Consider the following 25,992-nt stretch of genomic DNA (forward strand, 5'->3'; position numbering starts at 1 on the left):
TGGGGTTACACCTTGAACGGATGGCGGAGCAGGATCGTTTCGTCGCGGTCCGGGCCCGTCGATACCATGTCGACCGGCACACCGGCCACTTCCTGGACGCGGGTCAGGTAAGCCTGGGCGTTCGCCGGCAGCGCTTCCCACGTCTTGATGCCGACCGTGCTTTCCTTCCAGCCGGCAAACGTTTCGTATACGGGCTCGCAACGGGCCACGTCGGCGGCACCGCGCGGCAGGATGTCCGCATCCTTGCCGTCGATCTTGTAGCCGACGCACAGCTTGACTTCGTCGAGGCCGTCGAGCACGTCGAGCTTCGTCATGCACAGGCCCGACACGCCGTTGATCTGGATCGAGCGGCGCAGCGCGGCCGCGTCGAGCCAGCCCGTGCGGCGCGGACGGCCGGTGACCGAACCGAATTCCTTGCCGACGTTCGCGAGCGTGACGCCGACCTGGTCCTGACGCTGCGGGTTGTCCGCATCGTACAGTTCGCTCGGGAACGGGCCCGAGCCGACGCGCGTGCAATACGCCTTCGTGATGCCGAGGATGTAGTTGAGCTTCTGCGGGCCCACGCCCGCGCCGGCCGACGCCGCACCTGCGACGCAGTTGCTCGACGTGACGAACGGATAGGTGCCGTGATCGATGTCGAGCAGCGTGCCTTGTGCGCCTTCGAACAGCAGGTTCTGGCCCGCATTGTTCGCGTCGTACAGGCGGCGCGACACGTCGGCCACCATCGGCTTCAGGCGGTCGGCATAACCGAGCATCGTGTCGAGCGTCGCCTGGAAATCGACGGCCGCGCCGCCCAGGTACTGGGTCAGCACGAAGTTGTGGAAATCGAGGTTTTCGCGCAGGCGGTCGGCGAAGGTCTTCGCGTCGAACAGGTCCTGCACGCGCAGCGCGCGGCGGCCGACCTTGTCTTCGTACGCGGGGCCGATGCCGCGACCCGTCGTGCCGATCTTGCCCGCGCCCTTGCGCGCTTCGCGCGCCTGGTCGATTGCGATGTGGTACGGCAGGATCAGCGTCGTCGCTTCGGAAATGAACAGGCGGTCGCGCACGTTCACGCCGGCCTCTTCCAGCTCGCCGATTTCCTTGAACAGTGCTTCGGGGGACAGGACGACGCCGTTGCCGATGTAGCAGGCGACGCCTTCACGCATGATGCCCGACGGAATGAGGCGCAAGATCGTTTTCTTGCCGCCGATGATGAGGGTGTGGCCGGCGTTGTGACCGCCCTGGAAACGCACGACGCCCTGAGCGTGGTCCGTCAGCCAGTCGACGATCTTGCCCTTGCCTTCATCACCCCATTGCGTTCCCACGACGACGACATTGCGCCCGGGAGTCACGTTCACTGCGCTGGCAGACATGTTGATTCGTTAGCTGGTTAAAAACGTATTCTACCTATGTTCGCGGGCGATTCCGAATTTTTCCGTTTCGCTTCAACGATATGCACGCCGAAGCACGTCCCGCGAACGCCTCTTTATCGGGGTTCGACCACCCATGCGCCGTTGCGCTCGACGAGCGACCGGTCGCAGGCGAACTCGTCAAGCACGTGATCGTGGCCCGGCAGCGCCTGGATCACGACCTCGCCCGCATCGCGCAGCGCCGAAACGGCCGCGCTCAGCGCGTCGTCCTGCGCCCACGGCGCGAGAATCGCGGTACCGCGAGCCTCGACCGGCGAAATCCGGGCGAGCTCGCGCAGGTCGAGCGAGAAGCCGGTGGCCGGACGCGCGCGACCATACGCCTGGCCGACGTGGTCGTAGCGGCCGCCGCGTGCGATCGCGTTCGGCACGCCGTCGATGTAGGCGCTGAACATCGCGCCGCTGTGATACGCGTAGCCGCGCAGATCGCCCAGATCGATCGCCACTTCGGCACCCTTCGCCTGCGCCGCGAGTTGCGCCAGATCGTCGAGCGCCCGCGTGATTTCGGGCAGCACCGGCAACCGCGTCCGCGCCTCGGCGAGCACGCTCGCGTCGCCATAGAGGTGCGGCAGCGCGCGCAGCGCGGCGCGCGTATCGGCGCCGAGATCGTCGGTCAGTTCGTTCAGCAGCGGCACGTCCTTGCCCGACAGCGCGTCGTACAGCGACTCGCCACGCTCCGCGGCCTGCGCGTCGCGCGCCAGCAGCGCCGCGAGCACGCCCGCGTGGCCGAGGTCGAGACGGATGCGCGACAGGCCTGCGAGATGCAGCGCATCGAGCATGAGTTGCTGGATCTCGAGGTCGGCTTCCAGCCCGGCATGCCCGTAGATTTCGGCGCCGATCTGGATCTGCTCGCGCGTCGCGTGCAGGCCGCGCGGACGCGTATGCATCACGTGGCCCGCATAGCAAAGGCGCGTCACGCCCTGGCGGTTCAACAGGTGCGCGTCGATCCGCGCGACCTGCGGCGTGATGTCCGCGCGCAGGCCGAGCGTACGGCCCGACAGCTGGTCGACCAGCTTGAAGGTGCGCAGGCGCAGGTCGGCGCCGCCGCTCGTCAGCAGCGACTCGAGATACTCGAGCAACGGCGGCATCACCATTTCGTAGCCATACGAACGGAAGCGGTCGAGCAGCCTGCGGCGCAGCTCCTCGATCTTGCGCGCTTCCGACGGCAGCACGTCGGCGATATTCTCGGGAAGTAACCAGGTCGACATCGGTACGGTCCTACGACGGGAAACAGCGCGCGACCACGCGCGCCGCGATGTGAATCGGAAATTCTGAATTCGGGCGGGACGGACGGCGGATGCGCCGTCCGGATCAGGTGGCGAGCAGCAACAGTATGAGCCCGAGCACCATCACGATCAGCCCGCCGATCCGGATATGATGCGGCGGCCGCTCAGCTATTCTACGAAACGTGTCGCGCCAGGCGACGGGAAACACGAAGGGGAACGCCCCCTCGATGATCAGCATCAGCGCTACTGCGAGCAACAACGAGCCAGCCAGGTCCATGCGAGCGACGGCGCCGCTCGACGCGGCGCCCCAAGGTCAGTGTTTGCGGGGAGCAGCCGCCGCCGGTGCGGCACCGCCCGTCGGGCTGCGCATGAAGCGGAAGAACTCGCTGTCGGGATCGACGACGATGATGTCGTTGCGCTTGAACGTGTTCCGGTAAGCCTGCAGGCTCGCGTAGAACTGATAGAACTGCGGATCGCGGCCGAACGCATCGGCAGCGATCGTCGCGGCCTTCGCGTCGCCCTCGCCCTTGATCGTCTGCGCGGACTTGTACGCGTTCGCGAGCACGGCCTGCTGTTCGCGTTCGGCGTCGGCCTTGATCTGCTCGACGTCGGCCGCGCCTTGCGCACGCACCTGCGCGGCCTGATCGCGCAGTGCGCCGATCATCCGCTGATAGACGGCATCGGTTTGCGCGGCGGGCAAGTCGACGCGCGTCAGCTGGACGTCGACCACGTCGACGCCGAAACCGGACGCCTTTGCCTTCACTTCGTCGCGGGCCGCATCGGCGATCGCACGCTGGCCGCCAAGCGCATCGTCGAGCGCACGCTTGCCGAACGCGTCGCCGAGTGCGCCCTTCAGTGCGCCGGCCAGCCGTTCGCTGGCTGCCGCCGGGTCGCCCCCCGTCGCCGTGAAATACTTCATCGGATCGCCGATCCGGTACTTCACCGCATAGGCGACGAGCAGATCGTGCTTGTCTTCCGTCGCCAGTTGCAGCGGATCCGACGACTCGAGCGATTGCAGCCGCGTGTCGATCAGCGTCGCCGTCTGCAGCGGCGGCGGCAATTTGAAATGGATGCCGGGCCCCGCCAGTTCAGGCTGGGCGCCGTCGCGCCCCGACAGCACGGCCGCATGGCGCGGATCGACGGTAAGGACTGTCGAGGATGCCGCAAAGGCAACGATCACTATTGCGACGACGAGCGCAATGATTCGGTTCATGTTCTGCGCTCTCCGTTACTTCAGATCGTCTTCGCGCGACCGGCTGCGAAACGCCTCGCGCGATCGCAGCACGTCGTTGCCCGACGCTGCCGCAGCCGACGCCGCACTCGCGGGCGCCGCTACCGCCGGCGCGACGGCCGCCGGTGCCGACGCCGCATCGGGTGCGGATGCCCCCGTGGACGCCGCGGCGTTTTGCCGCCCCTGCTCGACGAGCTTGTCGAGCGGCAGGTACACGACGCTGTTGCCGCCCTTGTTGCCGACGAACACCTTCGTCGAGTTGGAATAGATTTCCTGCATCGTCTCGAGATACATCCGCTCACGGATCACCGCAGGCGCCTTCGAGTACTGCGCATAGACCTGCTTGAAGCGGTCGGCATCGCCTTCGGCTTCCGTGACCACGCGATCGGCATACGCCTTTGCTTCGTCGACGAGCTTCGCGGCATCGCCCTGCGCCTTCGGCAGCAGGTCGTTTGCATACGCCTGCGCGGCACGCTTCGCGGCCTCGCGCTCGTCGCGCGCCTTGGCGACTTCGCCGTACGCGGCCTGCGTCTGCTCGGGCGCCGCAACGCTCTGCATCGTGACGGCCGTCACCTCGAGTCCCGACTGGTAGCGATCGAGATCGCGCTGGATCGCGGTGGAAAGCTGCTCGCGCAGCGCGTCGCGGTCCTGGTTCAGCACGTCGGCGGCGCTGCGCGTACCGACGATCGCACGCACCGCAGCCTGCGCGGCCTGCGACACGCTGCGCTCCGGATCGACGCTGCGGAACAGGTAATCGGTCGCGGAACGGATCCGGTACTGGACGATGAAGCGCACGTCGACAATATCGGCATCGCGCGTCAGCATCGCGGCTTCCTTCACGTTCGCGAGGCGCACGACGTTGTTGCGGCCGATCTCGATCGAGCGGACCTGCGACGTGTCGACGATCTCGTGCGACGCGAACGGATACGGCGCGCGCCAGTGCACGCCCTGACCGACCGTACCCGACAGTTTGCCGAGCTGCAGCACGACGCCTGTCTGGCCTTCCTGCACGACGAACAGCCCGCTGCCCGCGTAGACCGCGACCAGCACGCCGATCACGATGCCTACGCCGACTCGCGCGGCTCGCCCGTTGTCAGGACGAAAACCGTTGCCGCCCTTGCCGCCGAAAAGGCCGTTCAGGCGCCGGTTGAAGTTGCGCCACATCTCGTCGAGATCGGGCGGACCATCGCCGTCGCCGCCTTGCGGACGCTTCGATTCGTTCGCACGGGGACGGGATCCGTCTTTGCCATTGCCTTCGCCGCGTCCCCAGCGGGGATCGTTGATCGACAGCAAGGCGCGCATCCGCCGCCAGGTACTCCGCTCGTTGTATTCGTTCACCAGAGTTTGTTCACCAGATTAGACGCCGGCGAACCGGCCGGGACCGGTTAGCGCCCGTGTTCGGAAATCGTGTGGTCTTCGTGTGGTTCAGCGGGGGCGCCGTCGAGCGCGCCGTCGGGTAACGTCGCGCCGGAAAGGTGTTCCGCGGAGGCGATTTCGGCGATGGCGGCACGCAACGCGTCAAGACCCTGACCGGTGCGCGCGCTCAAAAAGACGCGCGAAATATTACCATACTCGTCCCGCTCGACCGCGTCGCCGCGGGCCGCCAGCTCAGGCACGGCGTCGATCTTGTTGAACACCAGTACCTGCCGGATCGTGTCCGCGCCGATCTCGTGCAGCACGCCGTTGACCTGCTCGATCTGTTCGAGCCTGACCGCGCTCGATGCATCGACCACGTGCAGCAGCAGATCCGCGTGAATCGTTTCCTCGAGGGTCGCGCGGAATGCGGCGACCAGCTGGTGAGGCAACTCGCGGATGAACCCGACCGTATCCGACACGACGATCTGGCCGACCTCGTCGCCGAGGTACACGCGCCGCGACGTGGTGTCGAGCGTGGCGAACAGCTGGTCGGCCGCATAGGCCTGCGCTTTCGTCAGCGCATTGAACAGCGTCGACTTGCCCGCGTTCGTATAGCCGACCAGCGACACCGACATCGTGCCGCTGCGCGCGCGTTGCCGGCGTTGCGTGCTGTGTTGCCGGCGCAGCCGGTCCAACCGCGACTTCAGCATCTTGATGCGTTCGCCGATCAGCCGGCGGTCGGTTTCGAGCTGGGTTTCGCCAGGGCCGCGCAGGCCGATACCACCCTTCTGCCGTTCGAGGTGGGTCCACGCGCGAATGAGTCGCGTCGACAGGTACTGGAGCTGCGCGAGCTCGACCTGCAGCTTGCCTTCGTGGCTACGGGCGCGCTGCGCGAAGATGTCGAGGATGAGGCTGGTGCGATCGACCACACGCCTGTTAAGTGCCTGCTCCAGATTACGTTGCTGGGCCGGCGCCAATGCGTGATTGAAGATGACGATTTCGACGTTGTGCGCGTCGCAGGCGAGCCGGAGTTCTTCGGCTTTGCCGCTGCCGATGAACATCTTGGCATCGGGACTGGAGCGACGACCCGTGAGGGTGACGGCGGGACGGGCCCCCGCACTGGAGGCGAGAAGACTGAGTTCTTCGAGACTGGCTTCGAAATCGGTCTTGCCGAAATCGATGCCGACGAGCGCTGCGTTGATCAAATTTTCAGGTGTCAAGATAAGGCGGCTGGCATCGGTCGCTCGCGGCGACCGGATGCCGGCCGCTGCGATAGGTTAGGACGAGGCTTCCGCGTCCGGGTGGAAATTCACCGGGCGCGCCGGCACGACCGTCGAGATGGCGTGCTTGTACACCATCTGGGTCACCGTATTACGGAGCAACACGACGTACTGGTCGAACGATTCAATGTTCCCTTGAAGCTTGATGCCATTGACGAGGTAGATCGAAACGGGAACGTGCTCTTTGCGCAGTGCGTTCAAAAACGGGTCTTGTAACAATTGCCCTTTGTTGCTCATGGCGTACTCCATCTTTTTTTGCAGGTTGATCTGGATTGGCGGCGAAGAAAAAGAGATCCGGCGCCAATCGCTACACTATAGCCGATTTTGCCTGGCCCACCCGGGGCATAGGCCGTGCGGCCTACCCCTTGTGTAACGCGTGTAACAGGCGTGCTTCAGCTCTTGTCCGCGTACGGATTGTTCGACGAACGGAACTCTATGCGCAATGGAGTCCCTGTCAGTGAGAAAGTTTCGCGGAACCGGTTTTCCAGGTAACGCTTGTACGTTTCCGTCACGGCGTCGAGCGCGTTGCCGTGGATGACGATGATCGGCGGATTCTGGCCGCCCTGGTGCGCGTAGCGCAGCTTCGGACGCACCGGGCCGCGACGGCGCGGCTGCTGGAACTCGACTGCCTCGATCAGCGCGCGCGTGAGCTTCGGCGTCGGCAGCTTCGCCATTGCCGCCGCGTACGCGTCGTCGACCGAGCGCATCAGCGTGCCGATGCCGGTCTTCTTCGTGGCAGAAATGAAGTGCGATTTCGCGAAGTCGAGGAATTTCAGCTTGCGGGTCAAATCCGCTTTCGCCCGATCGCGCGCATGCTCGTCGAGCCCGTCCCACTTGTTGACGCCGATCACGAGCGCGCGACCCTGTTCGACGACGAAGCCGGCGATGTGCGCGTCCTGGTCGGAAATGTCCTGCTGTGCATCCAGCAGAAGAATGACAACGTTCGCGTCGGAGATCGACTGCAGGGTCTTCACGACCGAGAACTTCTCGATCGCCTCGAACACCTTGCCGCGGCGTCGCAGGCCGGCCGTGTCGATCAGCGTGTATTTCTTGCCGTTACGCTCGAAGTCGACGTAGATCGAATCGCGCGTCGTGCCCGGCATGTCGAACGCGATCACGCGATCCTCGCCGATCAGCGCGTTGACGAGCGTCGACTTGCCGACGTTCGGGCGGCCGACGATCGCGATCTTGATGCCGCGCGACGGATCGTTGTCGTCCTCTTCCGCCGGCCGGTCCGCGTACGCGACCTCCAGCGCCTCGTTGATCATGTCGGTCACGCCGTCGCCGTGCGCGGCCGAGATCGCGCGCGGATCGCCGAGCCCGAGCTCGTAGAAGTCGGTCGCGACCGCCGTGTACTTCATCCCCTCGGCCTTGTTGACGACCAGGAAGATCGGCCGGCCGGTCTTGCGCAGGTAGTCGGCGATCGACTTGTCCTGCGGCGCGAGCCCGTTGCGGCCGTCGACGATGAACACGACGACGTCGGCTTCCTCGACGGCCTGGCGCGTCTGGCGCGCCATCTCGTGCAGGATGCCGTCCTTCGCGACGGGCTCGAAGCCGCCCGTATCGACGACCAGGTACGGCCGCTCGCCGACGCGCCCTTCGCCGTAATGGCGATCGCGCGTCAGGCCGGGCAAGTCGGCGACCAGCGCATCACGCGAACGCGTGAGCCGGTTGAACAGCGTGGATTTCCCCACATTGGGGCGCCCAACGAGGGCAATGACCGGTTTCATCTGTGTTTTCTACGGTGAAGCGCAGCAGCGGGAGGCCCGCTGCTGCGGGCGGCTGCGCTGAATGAAAATATCACGAATTCGCGCCGCGCCGGATGCGCGCGCCTGGCGCGCGATGCGCGCCGTCGTCTTTCGTCTCGAACTGCCTTTCAAATACCGAGCGGCCGGGAGCACCGGCCGCCTTCAAGTCGCGCGACCACGGCGCGCGGGACAAGCCCGTCGCGCCGCGGCCGCGCATGTTTCCTGCGCGTCAGCGCGGACGGAATCCGTACAGGCCGCCGTCCTTCGTCTGCACGACGAGCGTATTGCCCGCGAGGACCGGCGCCGCCGTGATCGCGCTGCCGTCGGTCTTCATCCGCGCGATGAAGCTGCCGTCTTCGCGCGACAGGAAGTGCACGAAGCCCTTGTAATCGCCCATCACGACCGCGTGCCCGAGCAGGTACGGCACGCCGACGTCGCGGCTCTTCAGCTTGTCGTTGCGCCAGAGCTGGTTGCCCGAAGCGGCATCGTACGCGGTCACGACCGACCAGTCGTCGCCGCCGGCAACGACCGAGTCGTCCTGCGCGAGGCCGCTGCGGCTCGAGAACGGCTTTTCCCACAGCGGGCGCCCCGAGTTCGCATCGAAGCAGCCGAGCTGACCCTGGAACGTCACCGCGCAGGCTTCCGCGCCCACGAGCGTCGGCGGGCCGCTGACGTCGTTGATGCGCTCGACCTCGGTCACGCCCTTCGGGAACGACACCGGCGTCTGCCAGAACGGCTCGCCCGTCTGCAGGTTGATCGCGACCAGCCCGCCGCCGGGGAAACCCGCCAGCACCGCCGCGTCACCGGCGAACGTCATGCCGGCCGACACACGCAGGTTCAGCGGCACCGCGCGGTTGCGGTAGTTCCACTTCTGCTCGCCCGTCTGCGCGTTGAACGCGACCACCTGGCCGTCGATCGTGCGGACGATCACCAGGCCGTTGCCGACGAGCGGCGGCGAGAAGATCTCGCCCTGCACGCTGGTCTTCCACAGTTGCTTGCCGTCCGGGCCCAGTACGAACACGCCGCCCTTCAGCGCGCCGACCGCGGTCAGGTTGCCGTCGCTGCCGACACCGGCCGACAGGTCGGAGCCGACCTTCGCGCGCCAGACCGTCTGGCCCGTCTTCGCGTCGATCTTCTCCACCGAACCGTTTTCGCCCGCCGCATAGACGGCGTCGCCCACGGCCACCGGCGAGAACAGGTAGCGCCCGCCCTTGCCGACGCTCGCCTTCCAGACCTGTTGCACGTCCATCACGGGCTTGAACTCGGTGAGCGGCGTCGGCACGCGGCGCGCGTCCTTCGACGACGAGCAGGCCGCCAATGCGAGGACAGCCGCCGCGCAGGCAACGGGCACAGCGTAACGTTTCAGCAAATTCATCGGTTAGCGAAGCAGAGTTAAGAGGTTGAGGGGACCGGGGTTCAGCCGCCGAGCGCGTCCAGCTTGAACTGCACGAGCTGGCGGGCAGACTGGTCGTCCTTCGACAGGCCGTCGAGCGCGAGCTTGTATGCGGCGCGCGCGTCGTCGGTCTTGCCTTGCGCGGCAAGCAGATCGCCGCGGCGATCGGCCACGAGGCCCTTGAATGCATCGACCGGCGTACCCGACAGCAGCGCGAGGCCCGCGTCGTACGCCTTCTCGTCGAGCAGCAGCGACGCGAGGCGCAGCTTCGCGATCTGCTTGTACTCGTCATCCTTGGCGTGATCGACGGCCCATTGCAGTTGCGCCTTCGCACCTGCCGTGTCACCGGCCGCGTACAGCGTCTTCGCGGCGGAAAGCGCCGTCATCTGTGCATACGGCGTGCTGCCGAACTTGTCTTCCATGTCGGCGGCCGCGCGAGCCATCGTCGCCTTGTCGTTCGCGGCGGCAGCCTTCTGGACCTGTTCGTACAGCCCGGACGCCTCGGCAGCCTGACGGCGCTGCCAGTAGTTCCAGCCATTGAAACCGGCCGCGACGACGAGCGCCGCGAGCACGATCCACGTGGTGAGGTTGCCCCAGCGGGCCCACCACGCCTTCAGACTTTCAATCGATTCTTGTTCGTCGTGATAACTCATCGGCGAGCGATTCCTTCCTGTTCAGGCCTTTCTTGTCGAGCGGATGCCAGCGCGATCAGTCGTCGCCGTCTTCGGCGGATGCAACCATCGCATTGATTAGGAATTCGGTCAAGCCTTCGACCGGTACGGTCTGCTGAACGTTCTTTTCCCCGTCTCCGCCCGCACCGCGCAGCGCCTTCACGCCCACCGTACCGTTCGCAACCTCCTCTTCGCCGAAGATCACCGCGAACGCGGCGCCACTGGCGTCGGCCCGTTTCATTTGCGACTTGAAGCTCGCCGGCGCGCCGTCCGCGCTGCAGTGGAAGATCACGTCGAGGCCCGTATCGCGCAGGCGCTCGGCCGCGATGAACGCCTGTTCGCGCGCGGTCTCGCCCTGGTGCACGACGTACACGTCGACGCCTTCCTGCTCGGGCGCGAGATCTTCTTCCTTCAGCAGTTCGAGGATCCGCTCGATGCCCATCGCCCAGCCGCACGCCGCGGTCGGCTTGCCGCCGAGCTGCTCGATCAGCGGATCGTAGCGGCCGCCGGCCGCGACCGTGCCCTGCGCGCCGAGCTTGTCGGTCACCCACTCGAACACGGTCAGGTTGTAATAGTCGAGACCACGCACGAGACGCGGGTTGATCTTGAACGGGATGTTGTTCGCGAGCAGCAGGCGCTGCAGCCCTTCGAAGTGTGCGCGCGATTCTTCGCCGAGGAAGTCAATCAGCTTCGGCGCGTTCTGCGCGATTTCCTGCAGCGCGGGATTCTTCGTGTCGAGCACGCGCAGCGGGTTCGTATACAGACGGCGCTTCGCATCCTCGTCGAGCACGTCGGCGAACTGCTCGAGGTACTTGATCAGTTCGACACGGTGCGCGGCACGCTCTTCGGCGAGGCCGAGCGAGTTGATCTCGAGCTTGATGCCGGTCAGGCCGAGGTCATCCCACAGGCGCTGGCACATCATGATGATCTCGGCATCCGCATCGGGGCCCGCGAAGCCGAGCGCCTCGACGCCGACCTGGTGGAACTGGCGATAGCGGCCGCGCTGCGGACGCTCGTGACGGAACATCGGGCCGATGTACCACAGGCGCTTCGGGCCGTCGTACAGCATGTTGTGCTCGATCGACGCACGCACCACGGCCGCGGTATTTTCCGGGCGCATCGTCAGGTTCTCGCCGTTCAGCGCGTCGGTGAAGCTGTACATCTCCTTCTCGACGATGTCCGTGACCTCGCCGATACCGCGCGTGAAGAGCTGCGTGTGCTCGACGATCGGCGTGCGGATGTTCTGGTAGCCGTATGCGCGCAGCAGCGATTTCACGGTGGCTTCGAAGAACTCCCAAAGGCCGGCATCCTGCGGGAGGATGTCGTTCATGCCCTTGACGCCGGTGAGCTTCTCGATCTTGCGTTTTTGTTCAGTCATCGTGTGTGTGGACGAATTAGTTCAGGGCCTCGGTACGGCCGTAATTGCGTGCAACGTAGTCGCTGACGATCTGCTGGAATTCCTCGGCGATCCGCTCGCCGCGCAGCGTCTTGACCTTCTCGCCGTCGATGAAGACGGGCGCGGCCGGGTTCTCGCCCGAACCCGGCAGGCTGATGCCGATGTTTGCGTGCTTCGATTCGCCCGGGCCGTTGACGATGCAACCCATCACCGCGACGTTCATCTTCTCGACGCCCGGATACTCCTTGCGCCAGACCGGCATCTGTTCACGCAGGTAGGTCTGGATCTGCATCGCGAGCTCCTGGAACAGCGTGCTCGTCGTACGGCCGCAGCCCGGGCACGCGATCACCATCGGTGCGAACGAGCGCAGGCCCATCGTCTGGAGGATTTCCTGGCCGACGATCACCTCGCCCGTGCGCGATGCGCCCGGCTCCGGCGTCAGCGAGATGCGGATCGTGTCGCCGATCCCTTCCTGCAGCAGCACGCCGAGTGCAGCCGTCGAAGCCACGATGCCCTTCGAGCCCATGCCGGCCTCGGTCAGCCCGAGGTGCAGCGCGAAGCCGCAGCGGCGGCCGAGTTCGCGGTACACGGCAATCAGGTCCTGCACGCCGCTGACCTTGCACGACAGCACGATACGGTCGCGGCCGAGGCCCAGTTCGACCGCGCGCTCGGCCGAGCCGATCGCCGACTGGATCAGCGCCTCATACATCACGCTCTGCGCATCCCACGGCTGCGAACGCGCACCGTTCTCGTCCATCATGCGCGCGAGCAGATCCTGATCGAGACTGCCCCAGTTCACGCCGATCCGTACCGGCTTGTCGTACTTGGCCGCGGCCTCGATCATCTGCGCGAACTGCGTATCGCGCTTCGCGCCCTGGCCGACGTTGCCCGGGTTGATCCGGTACTTCGACAGCGACTCGGCGCAGCCCGGGTAGTCACGCAGCAGCAGGTGGCCGTTGTAGTGGAAATCGCCGACGAGCGGCACGGTCACGCCCATGCGGTCGAGTTGCTCGCGGATCGCCGGCACGGCGGCCGCGGCCTCGGGCGTGTTGACCGTGATGCGCACCAGTTCGGAGCCCGCGTTCGCGAGTTCCTTGATCTGGATTGCCGTGCCGATCGCGTCGGCCGTGTCGGTATTCGTCATCGACTGCACGCGCACCGGCGCGTCGCCGCCGATCGTCACGAGCTGCCCGCCCCAGCGGACATCCACCGCATGCGATACGCGGCGCGGCTGATGCCCGCCGAACACCGGCTCGGTTGAACAAATCTGACTGCTGCGTGGGGATTGAGCTTCGGATTGCATCGATAGATCCATTTACGCGGAATGCGCCGCGACGCGGCGCATGAATTGAAAAAGCGCCGTGCCCTCACGGCCTGCCGATATCGACGACAGGCCTTCGCCACGGCGCTTGACGTCAGGGCAACGTGAACCGCGCCACGTTACCCCGCGCTGCCGAATATTTTGCCGGATCGACGGGTTTTCCGTCGAACGCAACGGTGTCGAGGCCCGCCTTGTTGCCGATCGTGACCTTGAACGGGCCGTCGCCCGCGACCTGCTTCGCCTCGCCGCCACGCACCAGCCCGGAGAACAGTTCCTTGCCGCTCTTGTCGCGCACGCTGAACCAGCTGTCCTGCTTGACCTTCAGTTCGACCATCGACTGGCCGGCCGCGACCGCGACGCTCGCCGGCTGAGCCGGCGCGGCAGCGCTTGCCGCCGTCGTCGCCACGACAGGCTGCGATGCGGCGGCCGTCACGGCCGGCGCCACCGGCGCGGGCGCCGGAGCTGCCGACGCAATAACCGGTGCCGGCGCAGCAGATGCAGCAGCCGGGGCCGGAACCTCATTCGCGACCACGGCAGCCGCCCCGCTCGAGGCCGCTTCTTCAACGGTTGACGAGGATGCCGCCGCCGGCACGCTCGCGGCCGACGCATGCTCCGCGTCGCCGCTCTTGAAACGCGCGAGCAGGCTCGACGAATCGCCGCCAGTGTGCCACATCAGTACGGCGACCACCGCGACGACGACGATCGCCGTGCCCCACAGCCACGGATGATGCCGCGACGATCCGCCCAGCGGAATCGACACGCGGCCGCGCGGCAGATCCGTCCCCGACGACGCGGGCATCGACAGGTCGACTTCCGGCACCCCGCGCTCACGGCGCAACGCCTGCGCGAACGGTTCCGGATCGACGCCGAGCATCTTCGCGTAGCTGCGTACGACGCCGAGTGCAAACGTCACGCCGGGCAAATGACTGATGTCACCCGCCTCGAGCGCCCGGAGCTTCTGCGGTGCGACCTTGAGTCGCGCCGACACGTCGTCGACGGTCCATCCTCTTGCCTCCCGAAGCTGCGCCAGTCGGCTGCCGACCGCCGCAAGCGATTCCAACCCTGCCGGTGCCGGCTTCGCGCCATTCGTCTCTGCGCCGTTAGACGGCTGCGGCTCACTCATCCTTGTCCTCGCGTCGATTCTTCTTCACTGGCGGCCGCCACCGGTTCCCGCCGGCCGGCACCCGCAACTGTCCATACCATGCGCGACGCCGTGGCGCCGCGACCGATCGCTATTCGCGTGTTGTACCGCTCCAAAGGCGCTGGCATCCCCGGCCAGGCGCCCCTGTCAAATCGCCCGAACCTCGATGATTTTCCCTGCTGCGCCCGTTCGTTCCGCGAGGCGCGTGCGATCCTTCACTGCGCCGGCCAGCTGGCCGCACGCGGCATCGATGTCATCGCCGCGCGTCTTGCGCACGGTCGTGACGACACCCGCGTCGATGAGGACCTGCGCAAAGCGCTTGATCTGCTCCGGTTTCGAGCGGATGAGGCCCGATTCCGGAAACGGATTGAACGGGATCAGATTGAACTTGCACGGCACGTCGCGCGTGACGGCCAGCAGTTCGCGTGCATGCGCTTCGGTGTCGTTGACGCCGTCCAGCATGCAGTATTCGAAAGTAATGAAGTCGCGCGGCGCGACTTTCAGGTAGCGCTGGCAAGCCGCCATCAGCTCGCGCAGCGGATACTTCTTGTTGAGCGGCACCAGCTCGTCGCGCAGCGCATCGTTGGGCGCGTGCAGCGAAACGGCCAGCGCGACCGGCAACTCGGCGCCAAGGCGGTCCATCATCGGCACCACGCCGGACGTGGACAGCGTGACGCGGCGGCGCGACAGGCCGTACGCGTTGTCGTCGAGCATCAGCCGCATGGCCGGCACGACCGCGCTGTAATTCAACAGCGGCTCGCCCATGCCCATCATCACCACGTTGGTGACGACCCGCTCGGCCTTGCCGTTCGGGCCGGGTGCGCGACCCAGCGACGCTCGCAATGCAAATTCGGCCATCCGTAGCTGGCCGATGATTTCGGCTGTCGACAGGTTGCGGGAAAAACCCTGCTTGCCCGTCGAACAGAAGCGGCAGTTCACCGCACACCCGGCCTGCGACGACACGCACAGCGTGCCGCGCGTCTCTTCCGGGATGAACACGGTTTCGACCGCATTGCCGTTTCCGACGTCGATCAGCCACTTGCGCGTGCCGTCGGTGGAAACGTGATCGCTGGCGATCTCGGGCATGACGATCGACGCGCGGCCCTTGAGCTTCTCTCTCAAGGACTTCGCAAGATCGGTCATGCCGTCGAAATCGCCAGCGTTGTACTGGTGGATCCAGCGCTGCAACTGCTTGGCGCGGAACGGCTTCTCGCCAAGGCTGCCGCAGTACGCGACAAGACCCTCGGCATCGAAGTCGAGAAGATTGACGGAAGTTTCGCTCGTCATGATGTGCTGCCTTGCCGCGTGCGCTGAATCCTGCCTACTTGCTGCCAGCCAGGGCTTAGCGCGAGTAAACGTTCATTTCCGGGAAGAAGAACGCGACTTCGACCGCTGCCGTTTCCGCAGCGTCCGAGCCGTGCACGGCGTTCGCGTCGATGCTGTCTGCAAAGTCGGCGCGGATCGTGCCCTTTTCCGCCTTCTTCGGATCCGTTGCGCCCATCAGGTCGCGGTTCTTCAGGATCGCGCCTTCACCTTCCAGAACCTGGATCATCACCGGGCCCGAGATCATGAAATCGACGAGGTCCTTGAAGAACGGACGCGCTGCGTGAACCGCGTAGAACTTCTCTGCGTCAGCACGCGACAGATGTGCCATGCGCGATGCGACGATCTTCAGGCCGGCGCCTTCGAAACGGCTGTAGATCTGGCCGATCACGTTCTTTGCCACCGCATCCGGCTTGATGATCGACAGGGTGCGCTCGATTGCCATAAAAACTCCAAGAAATTAAGAAGTTACAGGTTCAAATGAATCCGCTATTGTAGCACGATCCCGTGTATCATTGCGATTGAACCCTTACACGCATGAAAGGTTCAGAATCCATATGTTTTGTGCCGCCCGGCCATTGAAACCTCCCGGCACGGAACGTATCTTAGCCATAGCTGCTCCGGTTTGCTGCGCCGCACACCGCGCGCGCCGAACCGGCCCCGGACGCCCACGCGTTCAATGTTAGGAGAAACCATGAACGACTATCCGTACAATTTCGGCCGCGGCGGTTCCGTCAGCACCGCCGAGGTTCGCAACCGCGTGCTGCGGAACACGTACTGGCTGCTCGCGCTGTCGATGGTGCCGACCGTGCTGGGCGCCTGGGTCGGCGTCGCGACGGGCTTCTCGCTGTTCGCGGCCACGAGCCCGATGATGAGCCTGCTCGCGTTCTTCGCGATCGCGTTCGGCTTCATGTTCGCGATCGAGCGGACGAAAAACAGCGCGGCCGGCGTGTTCGTGCTGCTCGGCTTCACGTTCTTCATGGGCCTGATGCTGTCGCGGCTGCTGAGCTTCATCCTCGGCTTCTCGAACGGCCCGTCGCTGATCATGCTTGCGTTCGGCGGCACCGGCATCATCTTTGCCGCGATGGCGACGATCGCCACCGTCAGCAAGCGTGATTTCTCGGGGCTCGGCAAGTGGCTGTTCATGGGCGTGATCGTCATCCTGCTTGCATCGGTCGCGAACATCTTCCTGCAACTCCCGGCGCTGATGCTCACCGTGTCGGTACTCGCGATCGCGATCTTCTCCGCCTACATGCTGTTCGACGTCCAGCGCGTCGTGAACGGCGGCGAGACGAACTACATCTCGGCGACGCTCGCGATCTACCTCGACCTGTACAACGTGTTCACGAACCTGCTCGCGCTGCTCGGCATCTTCGGCGGCAACCGCAACTGACGTTCGCCACGCATCATGAAAAAACCGGCCCGCGGGCCGGTTTTTTTTCGTCCGCCGCCCGGAACTCAGTCGCGCTCGAACAGTGCGATCGATTCGACGTGCGACGTATTCGGGAACATGTTCACGACACCGGCGCCCTTCAGGCGGTAGCCGGCCTCGTGCACGAGCAGGCCCGCGTCGCGCGCCAGCGTCGACGGGTTGCACGACACATAGACGATGCGCTTCGGCAGCGGGCCTTCACCGCTCTGCGCGATCTCGGCCAGCGCCTTCGATACCGCGAGCGCGCCTTCGCGCGGCGGGTCGATCAGGAACTTGTCGAATGCGCCGAGCGCACGGATGTCGTCGCCCGTCACTTCGAACAGGTTCCGGCACGCGAACGTCGTGTGACCGTCGACACCGTTTTCGCGCGCATTCGCCAGCGCGCGCGTCGTCAGCGTGTCGCTGCCCTCGATGCCCATCACCTCGCGCGACAGCCGCGCGAGCGGCAGCGTGAAGTTGCCGATCCCGCAGAACAGGTCGAGCACGCGGTCGTCGCGCGACGGCGCGAGCAGGCGCAGCGCACGGCCCACCAGCACGCGGTTGATCTGATGATTGACCTGCGTGAAGTCGGTCGGCTTGAACGGCATGCGGATACCGAATTCCGGCAACGTGTAATCGAGCGACACGTCGAGCGGATAGAACGGCGTCACCGTATCGGGGCCCTTCGGCTGCAGCCAGAACTGCACCTTGTGCTCGTCCGCGAACGCGCGCAGCAGCGCTTCGTCGTCCGTGTTGATCGGTTCCAGCACACGCAGCACGAGCGCCGTGACTTCCGAGCCGACCGCGAGTTCGATCTGCGGCATCCGATCGCGAATCGACAGCCCCTCGACGAGCCGGCGCAGCGGCACCAGCATCGCCGACACGTGCGGCGGCAGCACTTCGCAGCTCGTCATGTCGGCCACGTAGCTGCTCTTCTTCTCATGGAATCCGACCAGCACGCCGCCCTTCTTCGCAACGTTGCGCACGGTCAGGCGTGCGCGGTAGCGATAGCCCCACGACGGGCCGTGGATCGGCGCGAACATCGTTTCCGCGCGCAGCTTCGCCAGGTGCCACAGGTTGTCTTCGAGCACGCGCTGCTTGACCGCCACCTGTGCGCGCATGTCGAGATGCTGCATCGAGCAGCCACCGCAGGTGCCGAAGAATGCGCATTTCGGCTTCGTACGCATCACGCTCGGGCGCAGAATGTCGACAACCGTCGCCTGCTCGTAGCTCGGCTTGCGGCGGAAGCTCGAATAGGTCACGCGCTCACCCGGCAGCGCGCCCTCGACGAAGATGACCTTGCCCGGCTCGCCGTCCTCGGTAATCGTGCGGCCGACACCGCGCGCTTCCATGTCGAGCGATTCGATCTCGAGAACCGGGGCGATTCCGGGCGCGACGGGCGCATTTCTTGATTTGCGCGCAGAAGTGGGGACGGCTTCGGACACCAGCTTTTCCTGACAAACGTTGAAGAAGGCGAGATTGTAGACGACGAAGGCCCGCATCGCCCGCTTTGCATGAGGCAGGCGTCCATACTTGAGCATAGACCGCACGGCATTGCGCCGGAATGCCCAGGCACACAACACGCCCGGGCGGGCGCTGCGAAGCCGAGCGGGTGCCCCCGGGCCTGGAATCCGCCCGGCAGGAGTTTCGACCATGCGACTGATCGACTGGAACATCCAATGGGGTCGGGACGCGGACGGCGTCGTCGATCTTTCGCGCGCCGTCGCGGCGATCCGCGGGCTCGGCGACTTCGACGTGCTGTGCCTGCAGGAGGTCACGCGCGGCTTCGGCGCATTGCCCGGCCGGCCCGGCGCCGACCAGTTCGCCGAACTCGCGGCGCTGCTGCCCGGCCATACGATCGTCGAAGCGATCGGCGCCGACCTGCCGCCGATCGAAGCCGGCGCACCGCGTCGCCAGTTCGGCAATGCGATCGCGACCCGGCTGCCGGTCGGGCGCGTGCTCCGCCAGTTGCTGCCGTGGCCGGCCGACGCCGGTGCGCCGTCGATGCCGCGCGTCGCGCTCGACGTCGAGCTGCAGGCGCCCTTCGGGCCGCTGCGCGTGGTCACCACGCATCTGGAATACTATTCGGCGCGCCAGCGGCTCGCTCAGGTCGACGCACTGCGCGACCGGCACCGCGAGGCCTGCGCACACGCGGCACGACCAGCGCCCGCCGAAACTGCCGAGGGGCCGTTCAGCACGACCGGCCAGCCGTGCGATGCGATCGTCTGCGGCGATTTCAACAGCGCGTTCGGCAGCGATGCCTATTGTCGATTCCTGGCGCCGATCGCAGACGCGCCGCGCTTCGTCGACGCATGGGTCGCCCGGCACCCCGGCCGCACGCCGCCGCCGACGGCAGGTGTCTACGATACGGTGCAATGGTCGGAGGGGCCGCTCGCGTGCGACTTCGTATTCGTGACCGATACGCTGCTGCCGCACGTGATGCGCTGCGAAATCGACGGCGACGTCCGCGCATCGGATCACCAGCCGGTGCTGCTCGAACTCGATTGATCGCGCCGGCCTCGGCGCACCCCGCCTGCGCTACGCGGTGAAGCCGGCGAGGTATTCGGCCCAGTGCGACGCCGGCTCCTGCGCAAGCGAGTTCTTCACGAGCAGGATCTCGTCCGCATACTCGCTCGGCGTCAGGCCGCCGCGCATCAACTGGAACCGGCAATACAGCAGGTAGGTATTGACGACGTCGGTTTCGCAATAGTTGCGGATTTCCTCGATCCGTCCGTCCAGGAACGCCGGCCACACCTGGCTGCCGTCCATCCCGAGCTTGCCCGGAAAGCCGCACATCTTGGCGAGTGCGTCGAGCGGCGCGTTCGCGCGCGCCTGATACATCGCGAGCACATCCATCAGGTCGGTATGCCGCGAGTGATAGCGCGAGATGTAATTGTTCCACTTGAATTCGCGGTCGTCCTCGCCGAGATCCCAGTAGCGGGTCGCGGGAATGCCGTGCACGAGCGCGCGGTAATGGAGCACCGGCAGATCGAAGCCACCGCCGTTCCACGACACGAGCTGCGGCGTGTATTTCTCGATCACGCGGTAGAACGACTGGATCAGCGTGGCTTCGTTGTCCTGCGGCGTGCCGAGCGAGCGTACGCGAAACCCGTTGTTGTCACGGAACACACACGAGATCGCCGCGATGCGCTGCAGGTGGTGCGGCAGGAAATCGCCACCGGTCTTCTCGCGGCGCGCGGCGAACGCATGTTCGGCCACCGCGGCATCGTCGAGCGTCGCGGGCAGGTCTTCCAGACGGCGAATGCCGTCGACATCGGGAATCGTCTCGATGTCAAAAACAAGAATCGGAGTCATCAGTTACAGAACGGCGTCCTTGCGCACGCCGTTGGAGGCGAAAAACCGCTTGAGGCGCACCAGCGCTTCCTGCTGGATCTGGCGCACGCGCTCGCGCGTGAGCCCCATCTCGTCGGCCAGCTCCTCGAGCGTCGCCGGTTCGATGTGATTCAGGCCGAAGCGGCGCTCGATCACGTGGCGGTGCTTGTCGGACAGCCGCGACAGCCACGCGCGAGTGAGCGTCTCGAGTTCGCGGTGCTGCACTTCGGCGTCGGGCGACTGGCTCTGGTCGTCGGGCAACAGGTCGAGCAGGCTGCTCGCGGGATCGAGGTCGAGCGGCGCGTCGAGCGACGCCGTGTGCTCGTTGAGCGCGAGGATGTCGGTGACTTCCTCGGCGGTCTTGCCGGTGAGATAGGCGATGTCGTCGATGCTGGCTTCGCGGCGCTCGGCCGCTTCGCCCGTCGACATCGAATTCTTTTCGAGGTGGCGCTTCGCGCGCAGCACCTGGTTCAGTTCGCGGATCACGTGCACGGGCAGGCGGACCGTGCGGGCCTGGTTCATGATCGCCCGCTCGATGCTCTGGCGGATCCACCACGTCGCGTAGGTCGAAAAACGGAAGCCGCGCGTCGGGTCGAATTTTTCGATCGCATGCATCAGGCCGAGGTTGCCTTCCTCGATCAGGTCGAGCAGTGGCACGCCACGGTTCAGGTATCCCTTCGCGATGCTGACGACGAGGCGCAGGTTGCGCTCGATCATCACCTGCCGCGCCTCGAATTCACCGGCCTTGGCCAGACGCGAATAGCGCTGCTCCTCCTCGACGGTGAGCAGCGGCTTCACGCTGATGCGGTTCAGGTAATGCTGGATCGTGTCGGCCGTCAGTTCGGCCTGCAGCAGCGTGCGGAAATCGTCGACGTCGGGCGACGCCTCGGCCCGGCCTTCGCGCTCGTCGTCGCCACCGTCCGCCTCGGCGTCGCGCGCCTCGAGATCGCGTTCGTTATCCGCGTTGTCGTCTTCGTCGTCCGTCGAAGCACCTGCTCGCCCCACCGATGCTTGCGTGGCACGACTGATCTTCTCAGACTCGGCTTGCGGCTCGTGGCGCTTCGATTTCGGCATGGTCGTCTCGGTTATTGAGGCGGCAAATACTTCAGCGGATCGACAGGCTTACCCTGCCGGCGAACCTCGAAATGCAGCATCACGCGGTCGGAGTCGCTGTTACCCATCTCGGCGATCTTCTGCCCCTTCGTCACCGCGTCCCCCTCTTTTACCATCAAAGCGCGATTGTGTGCATACGCCGTGAGGTAAGTTGCATCGTGTTTGATGATAATGAGGTTGCCGTAGCCACGCAGGCCATTGCCGGAATAGACGACGCGGCCATCGGCTGCCGCTTTCACGGCCTCGCCGGCCGTACCGCCGATATTGACGCCCTTGTTCTTCGCGTCGTCGAACCCGTTCAGCACGGGGCCGCGCGCCGGCCACGCAAACGTCACGGGGCCGCTCGGTGCAGCTGCCGTGTCGCTCGATGCGGCTGCCGCGGCGGGCGGCGGCGCGACCGACGACGTACCGGCAGCCGGCGTTGCCGGGCCGCTACTGAGCGGCGCGGTAGCGACGGCGGCGCCCCCGATCGGCGCGGCGACCTGGGTGCCCGCGACAGCGGCACCGGCCTGCGGCGACACGCGCAGCAGCTGGTCGACTTCGATCTGATTCGGGTTCGCCAGGTTGTTCCACGCGGCGATGTCGCGATAGTTCTGCCCGTTTTCGAGTGCGATCCGGTATAGCGTGTCGCCCGGCTTTACCCGGTAGTAACCCGGCGGCGCCGGCGGAAGCGGTACCGCGGGCTGCGCGGCGGCAGTCGTGCCGAGCGAACCGGAGCGATCGACGACGGGCGCGTTGTCGAGCCGCGTCGCACAGGCGGCCAGTAGCGTGGAGAACGCAGCTACGCAGATCGCGCGCTGGGCGAGCGTGAGCGGTTCCCTGGAACGGTTGTTTTGCATCGCGCGCAACATACTCATCGGTTTCAAATTACTCCGGATTTTAAAGGGACAAAGAAAACGCGATCAAGCCGTGACTCCCGCCATTGCGCGTGCGCGACGCGCTCGACGAGCGTGAGCACCTGGTGCTGCCCGCTCTGCGCGCCGACCGGCGCGACAAGGCGCCCGCCGATCGCGAGCTGCTCGAGCAGCGCCTGCGGCACGTCGAGCCCCGCCGCCGCGATCACGATCGCGTCGAACGGGGCCGCGGACGGCAGGCCGACACGCCCGTCACCGTAGTGCAGACGGATGTTCGGCACGCGCAGCGGCCGCAGGTTCAGCTTCGCGCGCTCGTAGAGCGGCTTGATGCGTTCAATCGAATACACGTCGCGTGCCACGTGGCTCAGCACGGCGGCCTGATAGCCGCAGCCCGTGCCGATCTCGAGCACGCGCTCGAGCGTGCGGCCGGCCATCGCGAGCTCGATCATGCGCGCGACAACCGACGGCTTTGAAATGGTCTGCTGGTGGCCGATCGGCAGCGCGGAATCCTCGTAGGCCTGCGTCGCCAGCCCCGGATCCACGAACAGGTGGCGCGGCACCGCGGCCATCGCCTCCAGCACGCGCGCGTCGGTCACGCCGTTCGCGCGCAGCCGTTCGACCATCCGTTCGCGCACGCGTTCCGACGTGAGCGCGAACGCGCCGGCCGGCGCGACGCTCGGCGCGGCCGGCTTCGGCATCGCGGGCTTCAGCGCGGTCGGCTTCGGTGCGGTCGCGGGCTTCGCGGCGGGGGAACCGGGCATGGCTGTGCGCGGGGCAGCGGGTTTCACCGCAACCGGTTTCAGCACGGCCGCGGGCTTGTCGGCGGCCTTCGATGCCGCGACCGCCGCATGGCGTTCACCGGCCCGACCTTCCGACTTGCGTGGCGCTCGCTTGAGATCTTCGAGCGCGAGCGGGAACCGCTTCGCGCGCTCGCCGCTCATGAAGCCCGCCCTCCGGCGCGCGCCCATTCGCGCGTCGCGGGCAGCATCTGCGTATGCGTGAGGTCCAGCTGCAGCGGCGTGATCGATACGAAACCGTTTGCCACCGCGTGAAAATCGGTGCCTTCGCTGGCGTCCAGCGCTTCGCCCGCCGCACCGATCCAGTAGATCGGTTCGCCGCGCGGGTCGGTCTGGCGAATCACCGGCTGCGACGGATGACGTTTGCCGAGACGCGTGACTTTCCAGCCTTTCAGTTCGTCGTAAGGCAGGTTCGGAATATTGACGTTCAACAGCGGCTGTCCCGGCAGCGGATGCGCGAGGGAGTGCTCGACGATCTCCGCGGCGACGCGCGCCGCGTCCGCGAGATGGGCCCAGCCCTTGTCGACCAGCGAGAACGCAATGGCCGGCACGCCGAACATGATGCCTTCGGTGGCGGCCGCAACTGTCCCCGAATAGAGCGTGTCTTCGCCCATGTTCTGGCCGTTGTTGATCCCGGAAACGACGAGGTCCGGCCTGGCGTCGGCCATCCCTGTCAACGCGACGTGCACCGAATCGGTCGGCGTGCCGTTCACGTAGAAAAAACCCGTACTCGCTGCGCGCTGCACCGACAGCGGCCGCGACAACGTGAGGGAATTCGACGCGCCGCTGCAGTTCTGCTCGGGCGCGATCACCGTGAGTTCGGCAAGCGGCCGCAGCGCGTCGCTGAGCGCGGCGAGACCGGGGGCGAGATAGCCGTCGTCGTTGCTGAGTAGGATTCGCATCCGGCGATTGTAACCGAGGAAAGATGGCGCGAGAGCGACAGTCCGGCGACTGCGGAAGGACGGTTGCGGGCGACCGTACACGCTGCACCGCCGCGTTGCGCGGCGGCGTTCTGCGGGTTCAGGAAAACGCCTCGCCGCCCCGGGTTTTCCAGCACCAACGGCGCTCGCTTGCGGAATGTGCCCTTCGGGGAGCCCGGCGCGAGGCGACAGGTCCAGGGGCGTTCAGATCGCCCCCGCGTCGCGCAGTGCGGCAATCGCCTGCGCATCGTAGCCGAGGCCGCGCAGCACCTCGTCGGTATGCTCGCCGAGTTCGGGCCCGAGCCAGCGCGTTTCGCCCGGCGTGTCCGACAGCTTCGGCGTGATGTTCGGCAACGGAATGTCGGTGCCGTCGGCCAGCTTGAAGCGCTGGATCATCTGCCGCGCGACGAACTGCGGATCGGTGAACATGTCGGCGGCGCTGTAGATGCGCCCGGCAGGCACGTCGGCCGCGTTGAGCACGACGAGCGCTTCATCGATCGTGCGCGGCGCGAGCCATGCGGCAATCGCGTCGTCGATCTCCTGCGTGCGCGGCACGCGCCCGTCGTTTTGCGCGAGTGCGGGATCGTCGGCGAGGTCGTCGCGCTCGATCGCCTTCATCAGCCGCTTGAAGATCGGGTCGCTGTTGCCGCCGATCACGATACTGCCGTCGCGGCATGCATACGTGTTCGACGGCACGATACCCGGCAGCGACGCGCCGGTGCGCTCGCGCACCATCCCGTACACACCGTATTCGGGCACCACGCTTTCCATCATGTTGAAAACGGCTTCATACAGTGCAACGTCGACCACCTGCCCCGCGCCGCCGTTGACCTTGCGGTGATGCAATGCCATCAGCGCGCCGATCACGCCATGCAGCGCGGCGATCGAATCGCCGATGGAGATGCCGATGCGCGGCGGCGGCAGGTCGGGATACCCGGTGATGTGGCGCAGGCCGCCCATCGATTCGGCGATCGCGCCGAAACCGGGCCGGTCGCGGTACGGGCCCGTCTGCCCGTAGCCGGACAGGCGCACCATCACGAGGCCCGGGTTCTCGGCCGACAGCACGTCGTAGCCGAGCCCGAGCTTTTCCAGCAGGCCCGGGCGGAAATTCTCGATCACGATGTCGGCCTCGCGCGCGAGTTGCCGCGCGATCGCCTTGCCGGCGTCGGCCTTCAGGTTGAGCGTGACCGATTTCTTGTTGCGCGCCTGCACGGACCACCACAGCGACGTGCCGCCCTGCTCCGGATGGAGCTTGCGCCACTTGCGCAGCGGATCGCCGCCGTTCGGATCCTCGATCTTGATCACTTCCGCGCCGAATTCGGCGAACAGCCGCGACGCGAACGGCCCCGCGATCAATGTTCCGAATTCGAGCACTTTGACGCCCGCGAGCGGGCCCTGGCTGGTGCTCATGTGTCTCCCTGGCATGAGGAACGGCGCCGCCGACCGGCGGCGCCCGGCTTACATCGTGCGGCGGTCGAGCATCGCGCGGGCGATGGTGCCCGCGTCGACATATTCGAGCTCGCCGCCCACCGGCACGCCACGCGCGAGGCGCGTGACCGCGAGCCCGCGCGCCTTCAGCGTCTGGCCGAGGTAGTGCGCGGTGGCCTCGCCCTCGTTCGTGAAGTTGGTCGCGAGCACGACCTCCTTGACGACCCCGTCGGACGCGCGCCGCACGAGGCGGTCGAAATGGATTTCCTTCGGGCCGATCCCGTCGAGCGGGCTCAACCGGCCCATCAGCACGAAATACAGCCCGCGGTAAGTCATCGTCTGCTCGAGCATGATCTGGTCGGCGGGCGTCTCGACGACGCACAGCAGCGTCGGATCACGCTCTTCGTCGCTGCAGACCTCGCAGATCTGCGCTTCGGTGAACGTATTGCACTTCTCGCAATGCTGCAGGTGCTCGGTCGCGAACAGCAGCGACCGGCCGAGCCGCTCCGCGCCCTCCCGATCGTGCTGCATCAGGTGGACCGCCATACGCTGGGCGGATTTCGGCCCGACACCGGGCAGCACGCGCAACGCTTCGACGAGAGCGGACAGGGCGGACGGCTGTTTCATACGGCGGCAAAAAGTGG

25 protein-coding genes are annotated in these 25,992 nt (G+C 66.2%); 2 read left to right on the forward strand and 23 right to left on the reverse strand.

Translation table 11 applies throughout. From position 1 onward, the window contains the following. Window positions 1–5 precede the first annotated feature (5 nt). The 15 genes from APZ15_RS13960 to ndk form a co-directional block, all read right to left on the reverse strand. Entirely contained in the window at window positions 6–1,352 is a 1,347-nt protein-coding gene (locus tag APZ15_RS13960) for an adenylosuccinate synthase (RefSeq protein WP_011352252.1), read from the reverse strand. 113 nt (window positions 1,353–1,465) lie between these two features. After that, window positions 1,466–2,614, reverse strand: coding sequence for an ATP phosphoribosyltransferase regulatory subunit (locus APZ15_RS13965; RefSeq protein ID WP_027787242.1), 1,149 nt, complete (start codon window positions 2,612–2,614; stop codon window positions 1,466–1,468). Between the two features lie 103 nt (window positions 2,615–2,717). Next, window positions 2,718–2,909, reverse strand: a complete 192-nt coding sequence (locus APZ15_RS13970; RefSeq protein ID WP_011352254.1) for a DUF2065 domain-containing protein — start codon at window positions 2,907–2,909, stop codon at window positions 2,718–2,720. 36 nt (window positions 2,910–2,945) lie between these two features. After that, window positions 2,946–3,845, reverse strand: coding sequence for a protease modulator HflC (hflC, locus tag APZ15_RS13975; RefSeq protein ID WP_027787241.1), 900 nt, complete (start codon window positions 3,843–3,845; stop codon window positions 2,946–2,948). A 15-nt stretch (window positions 3,846–3,860) separates the two neighbouring features. Continuing rightward, window positions 3,861–5,201 carry an FtsH protease activity modulator HflK gene (gene hflK / locus APZ15_RS13980; RefSeq protein WP_021163120.1) on the reverse strand — a complete coding sequence of 447 codons (1,341 nt, stop codon included), beginning with the start codon at window positions 5,199–5,201 and terminating at the stop codon, window positions 3,861–3,863. A 47-nt stretch (window positions 5,202–5,248) separates the two neighbouring features. Then, window positions 5,249–6,424, reverse strand: a complete 1,176-nt coding sequence (gene hflX / locus APZ15_RS13985) for a GTPase HflX (RefSeq protein WP_027787240.1) — start codon at window positions 6,422–6,424, stop codon at window positions 5,249–5,251. Between the two features lie 72 nt (window positions 6,425–6,496). Continuing rightward, the gene (gene hfq / locus APZ15_RS13990; protein WP_006399927.1) at window positions 6,497–6,736 is read right to left on the reverse strand and encodes an RNA chaperone Hfq; all 240 of its coding nucleotides are present in this window, start codon (window positions 6,734–6,736) and stop codon (window positions 6,497–6,499) included. Between the two features lie 155 nt (window positions 6,737–6,891). Next, on the reverse strand, window positions 6,892–8,229 hold the full coding sequence (der, locus tag APZ15_RS13995; protein ID WP_027787239.1) for a ribosome biogenesis GTPase Der: 1,338 nt from the start codon (window positions 8,227–8,229) through the stop codon (window positions 6,892–6,894). Between the two features lie 247 nt (window positions 8,230–8,476). Then, the gene (bamB, locus tag APZ15_RS14000) at window positions 8,477–9,622 is read right to left on the reverse strand and encodes an outer membrane protein assembly factor BamB (RefSeq protein ID WP_027787238.1); all 1,146 of its coding nucleotides are present in this window, start codon (window positions 9,620–9,622) and stop codon (window positions 8,477–8,479) included. 41 nt (window positions 9,623–9,663) lie between these two features. Further along, entirely contained in the window at window positions 9,664–10,293 is a 630-nt protein-coding gene (locus APZ15_RS14005; protein WP_027787237.1) for a tetratricopeptide repeat protein, read from the reverse strand. Between the two features lie 55 nt (window positions 10,294–10,348). Continuing rightward, complete coding sequence (gene hisS, locus APZ15_RS14010) at window positions 10,349–11,689, reverse strand: histidine--tRNA ligase (protein WP_027787236.1); 1,341 nt, start codon at window positions 11,687–11,689, stop codon at window positions 10,349–10,351. Between the two features lie 16 nt (window positions 11,690–11,705). Then, window positions 11,706–13,010, reverse strand: a complete 1,305-nt coding sequence (gene ispG / locus APZ15_RS14015; RefSeq protein ID WP_027787235.1) for a flavodoxin-dependent (E)-4-hydroxy-3-methylbut-2-enyl-diphosphate synthase — start codon at window positions 13,008–13,010, stop codon at window positions 11,706–11,708. 112 nt (window positions 13,011–13,122) lie between these two features. Then, window positions 13,123–14,151 carry a helix-turn-helix domain-containing protein gene (locus tag APZ15_RS14020; protein ID WP_027787234.1) on the reverse strand — a complete coding sequence of 343 codons (1,029 nt, stop codon included), beginning with the start codon at window positions 14,149–14,151 and terminating at the stop codon, window positions 13,123–13,125. Window positions 14,152–14,316: 165 nt separating this feature from the next. After that, the gene (gene rlmN / locus APZ15_RS14025) at window positions 14,317–15,456 is read right to left on the reverse strand and encodes a dual-specificity RNA methyltransferase RlmN (protein WP_027787233.1); all 1,140 of its coding nucleotides are present in this window, start codon (window positions 15,454–15,456) and stop codon (window positions 14,317–14,319) included. Window positions 15,457–15,511: 55 nt separating this feature from the next. Next, entirely contained in the window at window positions 15,512–15,937 is a 426-nt protein-coding gene (gene ndk / locus APZ15_RS14030) for a nucleoside-diphosphate kinase (protein ID WP_011352265.1), read from the reverse strand. Between the two features lie 249 nt (window positions 15,938–16,186). Here ndk and APZ15_RS14035 point away from each other — a divergent pair, with 249 nt between their 5' ends. Beyond that, entirely contained in the window at window positions 16,187–16,885 is a 699-nt protein-coding gene (locus APZ15_RS14035; protein WP_006761414.1) for a Bax inhibitor-1/YccA family protein, read from the forward strand. 65 nt (window positions 16,886–16,950) lie between these two features. Here the strand turns inward: APZ15_RS14035 and rlmD are convergent, their stop codons facing one another. Then, on the reverse strand, window positions 16,951–18,405 hold the full coding sequence (gene rlmD, locus APZ15_RS14040) for a 23S rRNA (uracil(1939)-C(5))-methyltransferase RlmD (protein ID WP_034195763.1): 1,455 nt from the start codon (window positions 18,403–18,405) through the stop codon (window positions 16,951–16,953). Between the two features lie 151 nt (window positions 18,406–18,556). Here rlmD and APZ15_RS14045 point away from each other — a divergent pair, with 151 nt between their 5' ends. Further along, the gene (locus tag APZ15_RS14045) at window positions 18,557–19,411 is read left to right on the forward strand and encodes an endonuclease/exonuclease/phosphatase family protein (protein WP_027787231.1); all 855 of its coding nucleotides are present in this window, start codon (window positions 18,557–18,559) and stop codon (window positions 19,409–19,411) included. 30 nt (window positions 19,412–19,441) lie between these two features. Here APZ15_RS14045 and APZ15_RS14050 read toward each other — a convergent pair whose 3' ends face one another. The 7 genes from APZ15_RS14050 to recR all read right to left on the reverse strand — a co-directional run bounded on the left by APZ15_RS14050 (window position 19,442) and on the right by recR (window position 25,975). Next, window positions 19,442–20,218 carry a 3'-5' exonuclease gene (locus APZ15_RS14050; RefSeq protein WP_021163110.1) on the reverse strand — a complete coding sequence of 259 codons (777 nt, stop codon included), beginning with the start codon at window positions 20,216–20,218 and terminating at the stop codon, window positions 19,442–19,444. A gap of 3 nt (window positions 20,219–20,221) precedes the next feature. Beyond that, window positions 20,222–21,310, reverse strand: a complete 1,089-nt coding sequence (gene rpoS / locus APZ15_RS14055; RefSeq protein ID WP_027787230.1) for an RNA polymerase sigma factor RpoS — start codon at window positions 21,308–21,310, stop codon at window positions 20,222–20,224. Window positions 21,311–21,321: 11 nt separating this feature from the next. Next, a complete protein-coding gene (locus APZ15_RS14060; protein WP_027787229.1) occupies window positions 21,322–22,206 on the reverse strand; it encodes a peptidoglycan DD-metalloendopeptidase family protein in 885 nt (294 codons plus the stop codon). 5 nt (window positions 22,207–22,211) lie between these two features. Beyond that, complete coding sequence (locus APZ15_RS14065; RefSeq protein ID WP_027787228.1) at window positions 22,212–23,144, reverse strand: protein-L-isoaspartate(D-aspartate) O-methyltransferase; 933 nt, start codon at window positions 23,142–23,144, stop codon at window positions 22,212–22,214. After that, complete coding sequence (surE, locus tag APZ15_RS14070; protein ID WP_027787227.1) at window positions 23,141–23,902, reverse strand: 5'/3'-nucleotidase SurE; 762 nt, start codon at window positions 23,900–23,902, stop codon at window positions 23,141–23,143. The genes APZ15_RS14065 and surE overlap by 4 nt, the downstream gene beginning before the upstream one ends. Window positions 23,903–24,124: 222 nt before the next feature. Further along, window positions 24,125–25,330: a CaiB/BaiF CoA transferase family protein gene (locus tag APZ15_RS14075; RefSeq protein WP_027787226.1), complete on the reverse strand. Its 1,206-nt coding sequence runs from the start codon at window positions 25,328–25,330 to the stop codon at window positions 24,125–24,127. 48 nt (window positions 25,331–25,378) lie between these two features. Further along, window positions 25,379–25,975: a recombination mediator RecR gene (gene recR, locus APZ15_RS14080; RefSeq protein WP_006478665.1), complete on the reverse strand. Its 597-nt coding sequence runs from the start codon at window positions 25,973–25,975 to the stop codon at window positions 25,379–25,381. Window positions 25,976–25,992: the final 17 nt, after the last annotated feature.

The organism is Burkholderia cepacia ATCC 25416 (assembly GCF_001411495.1).
Taxonomy (GTDB): Bacteria; Pseudomonadota; Gammaproteobacteria; order Burkholderiales; family Burkholderiaceae; genus Burkholderia; species Burkholderia cepacia.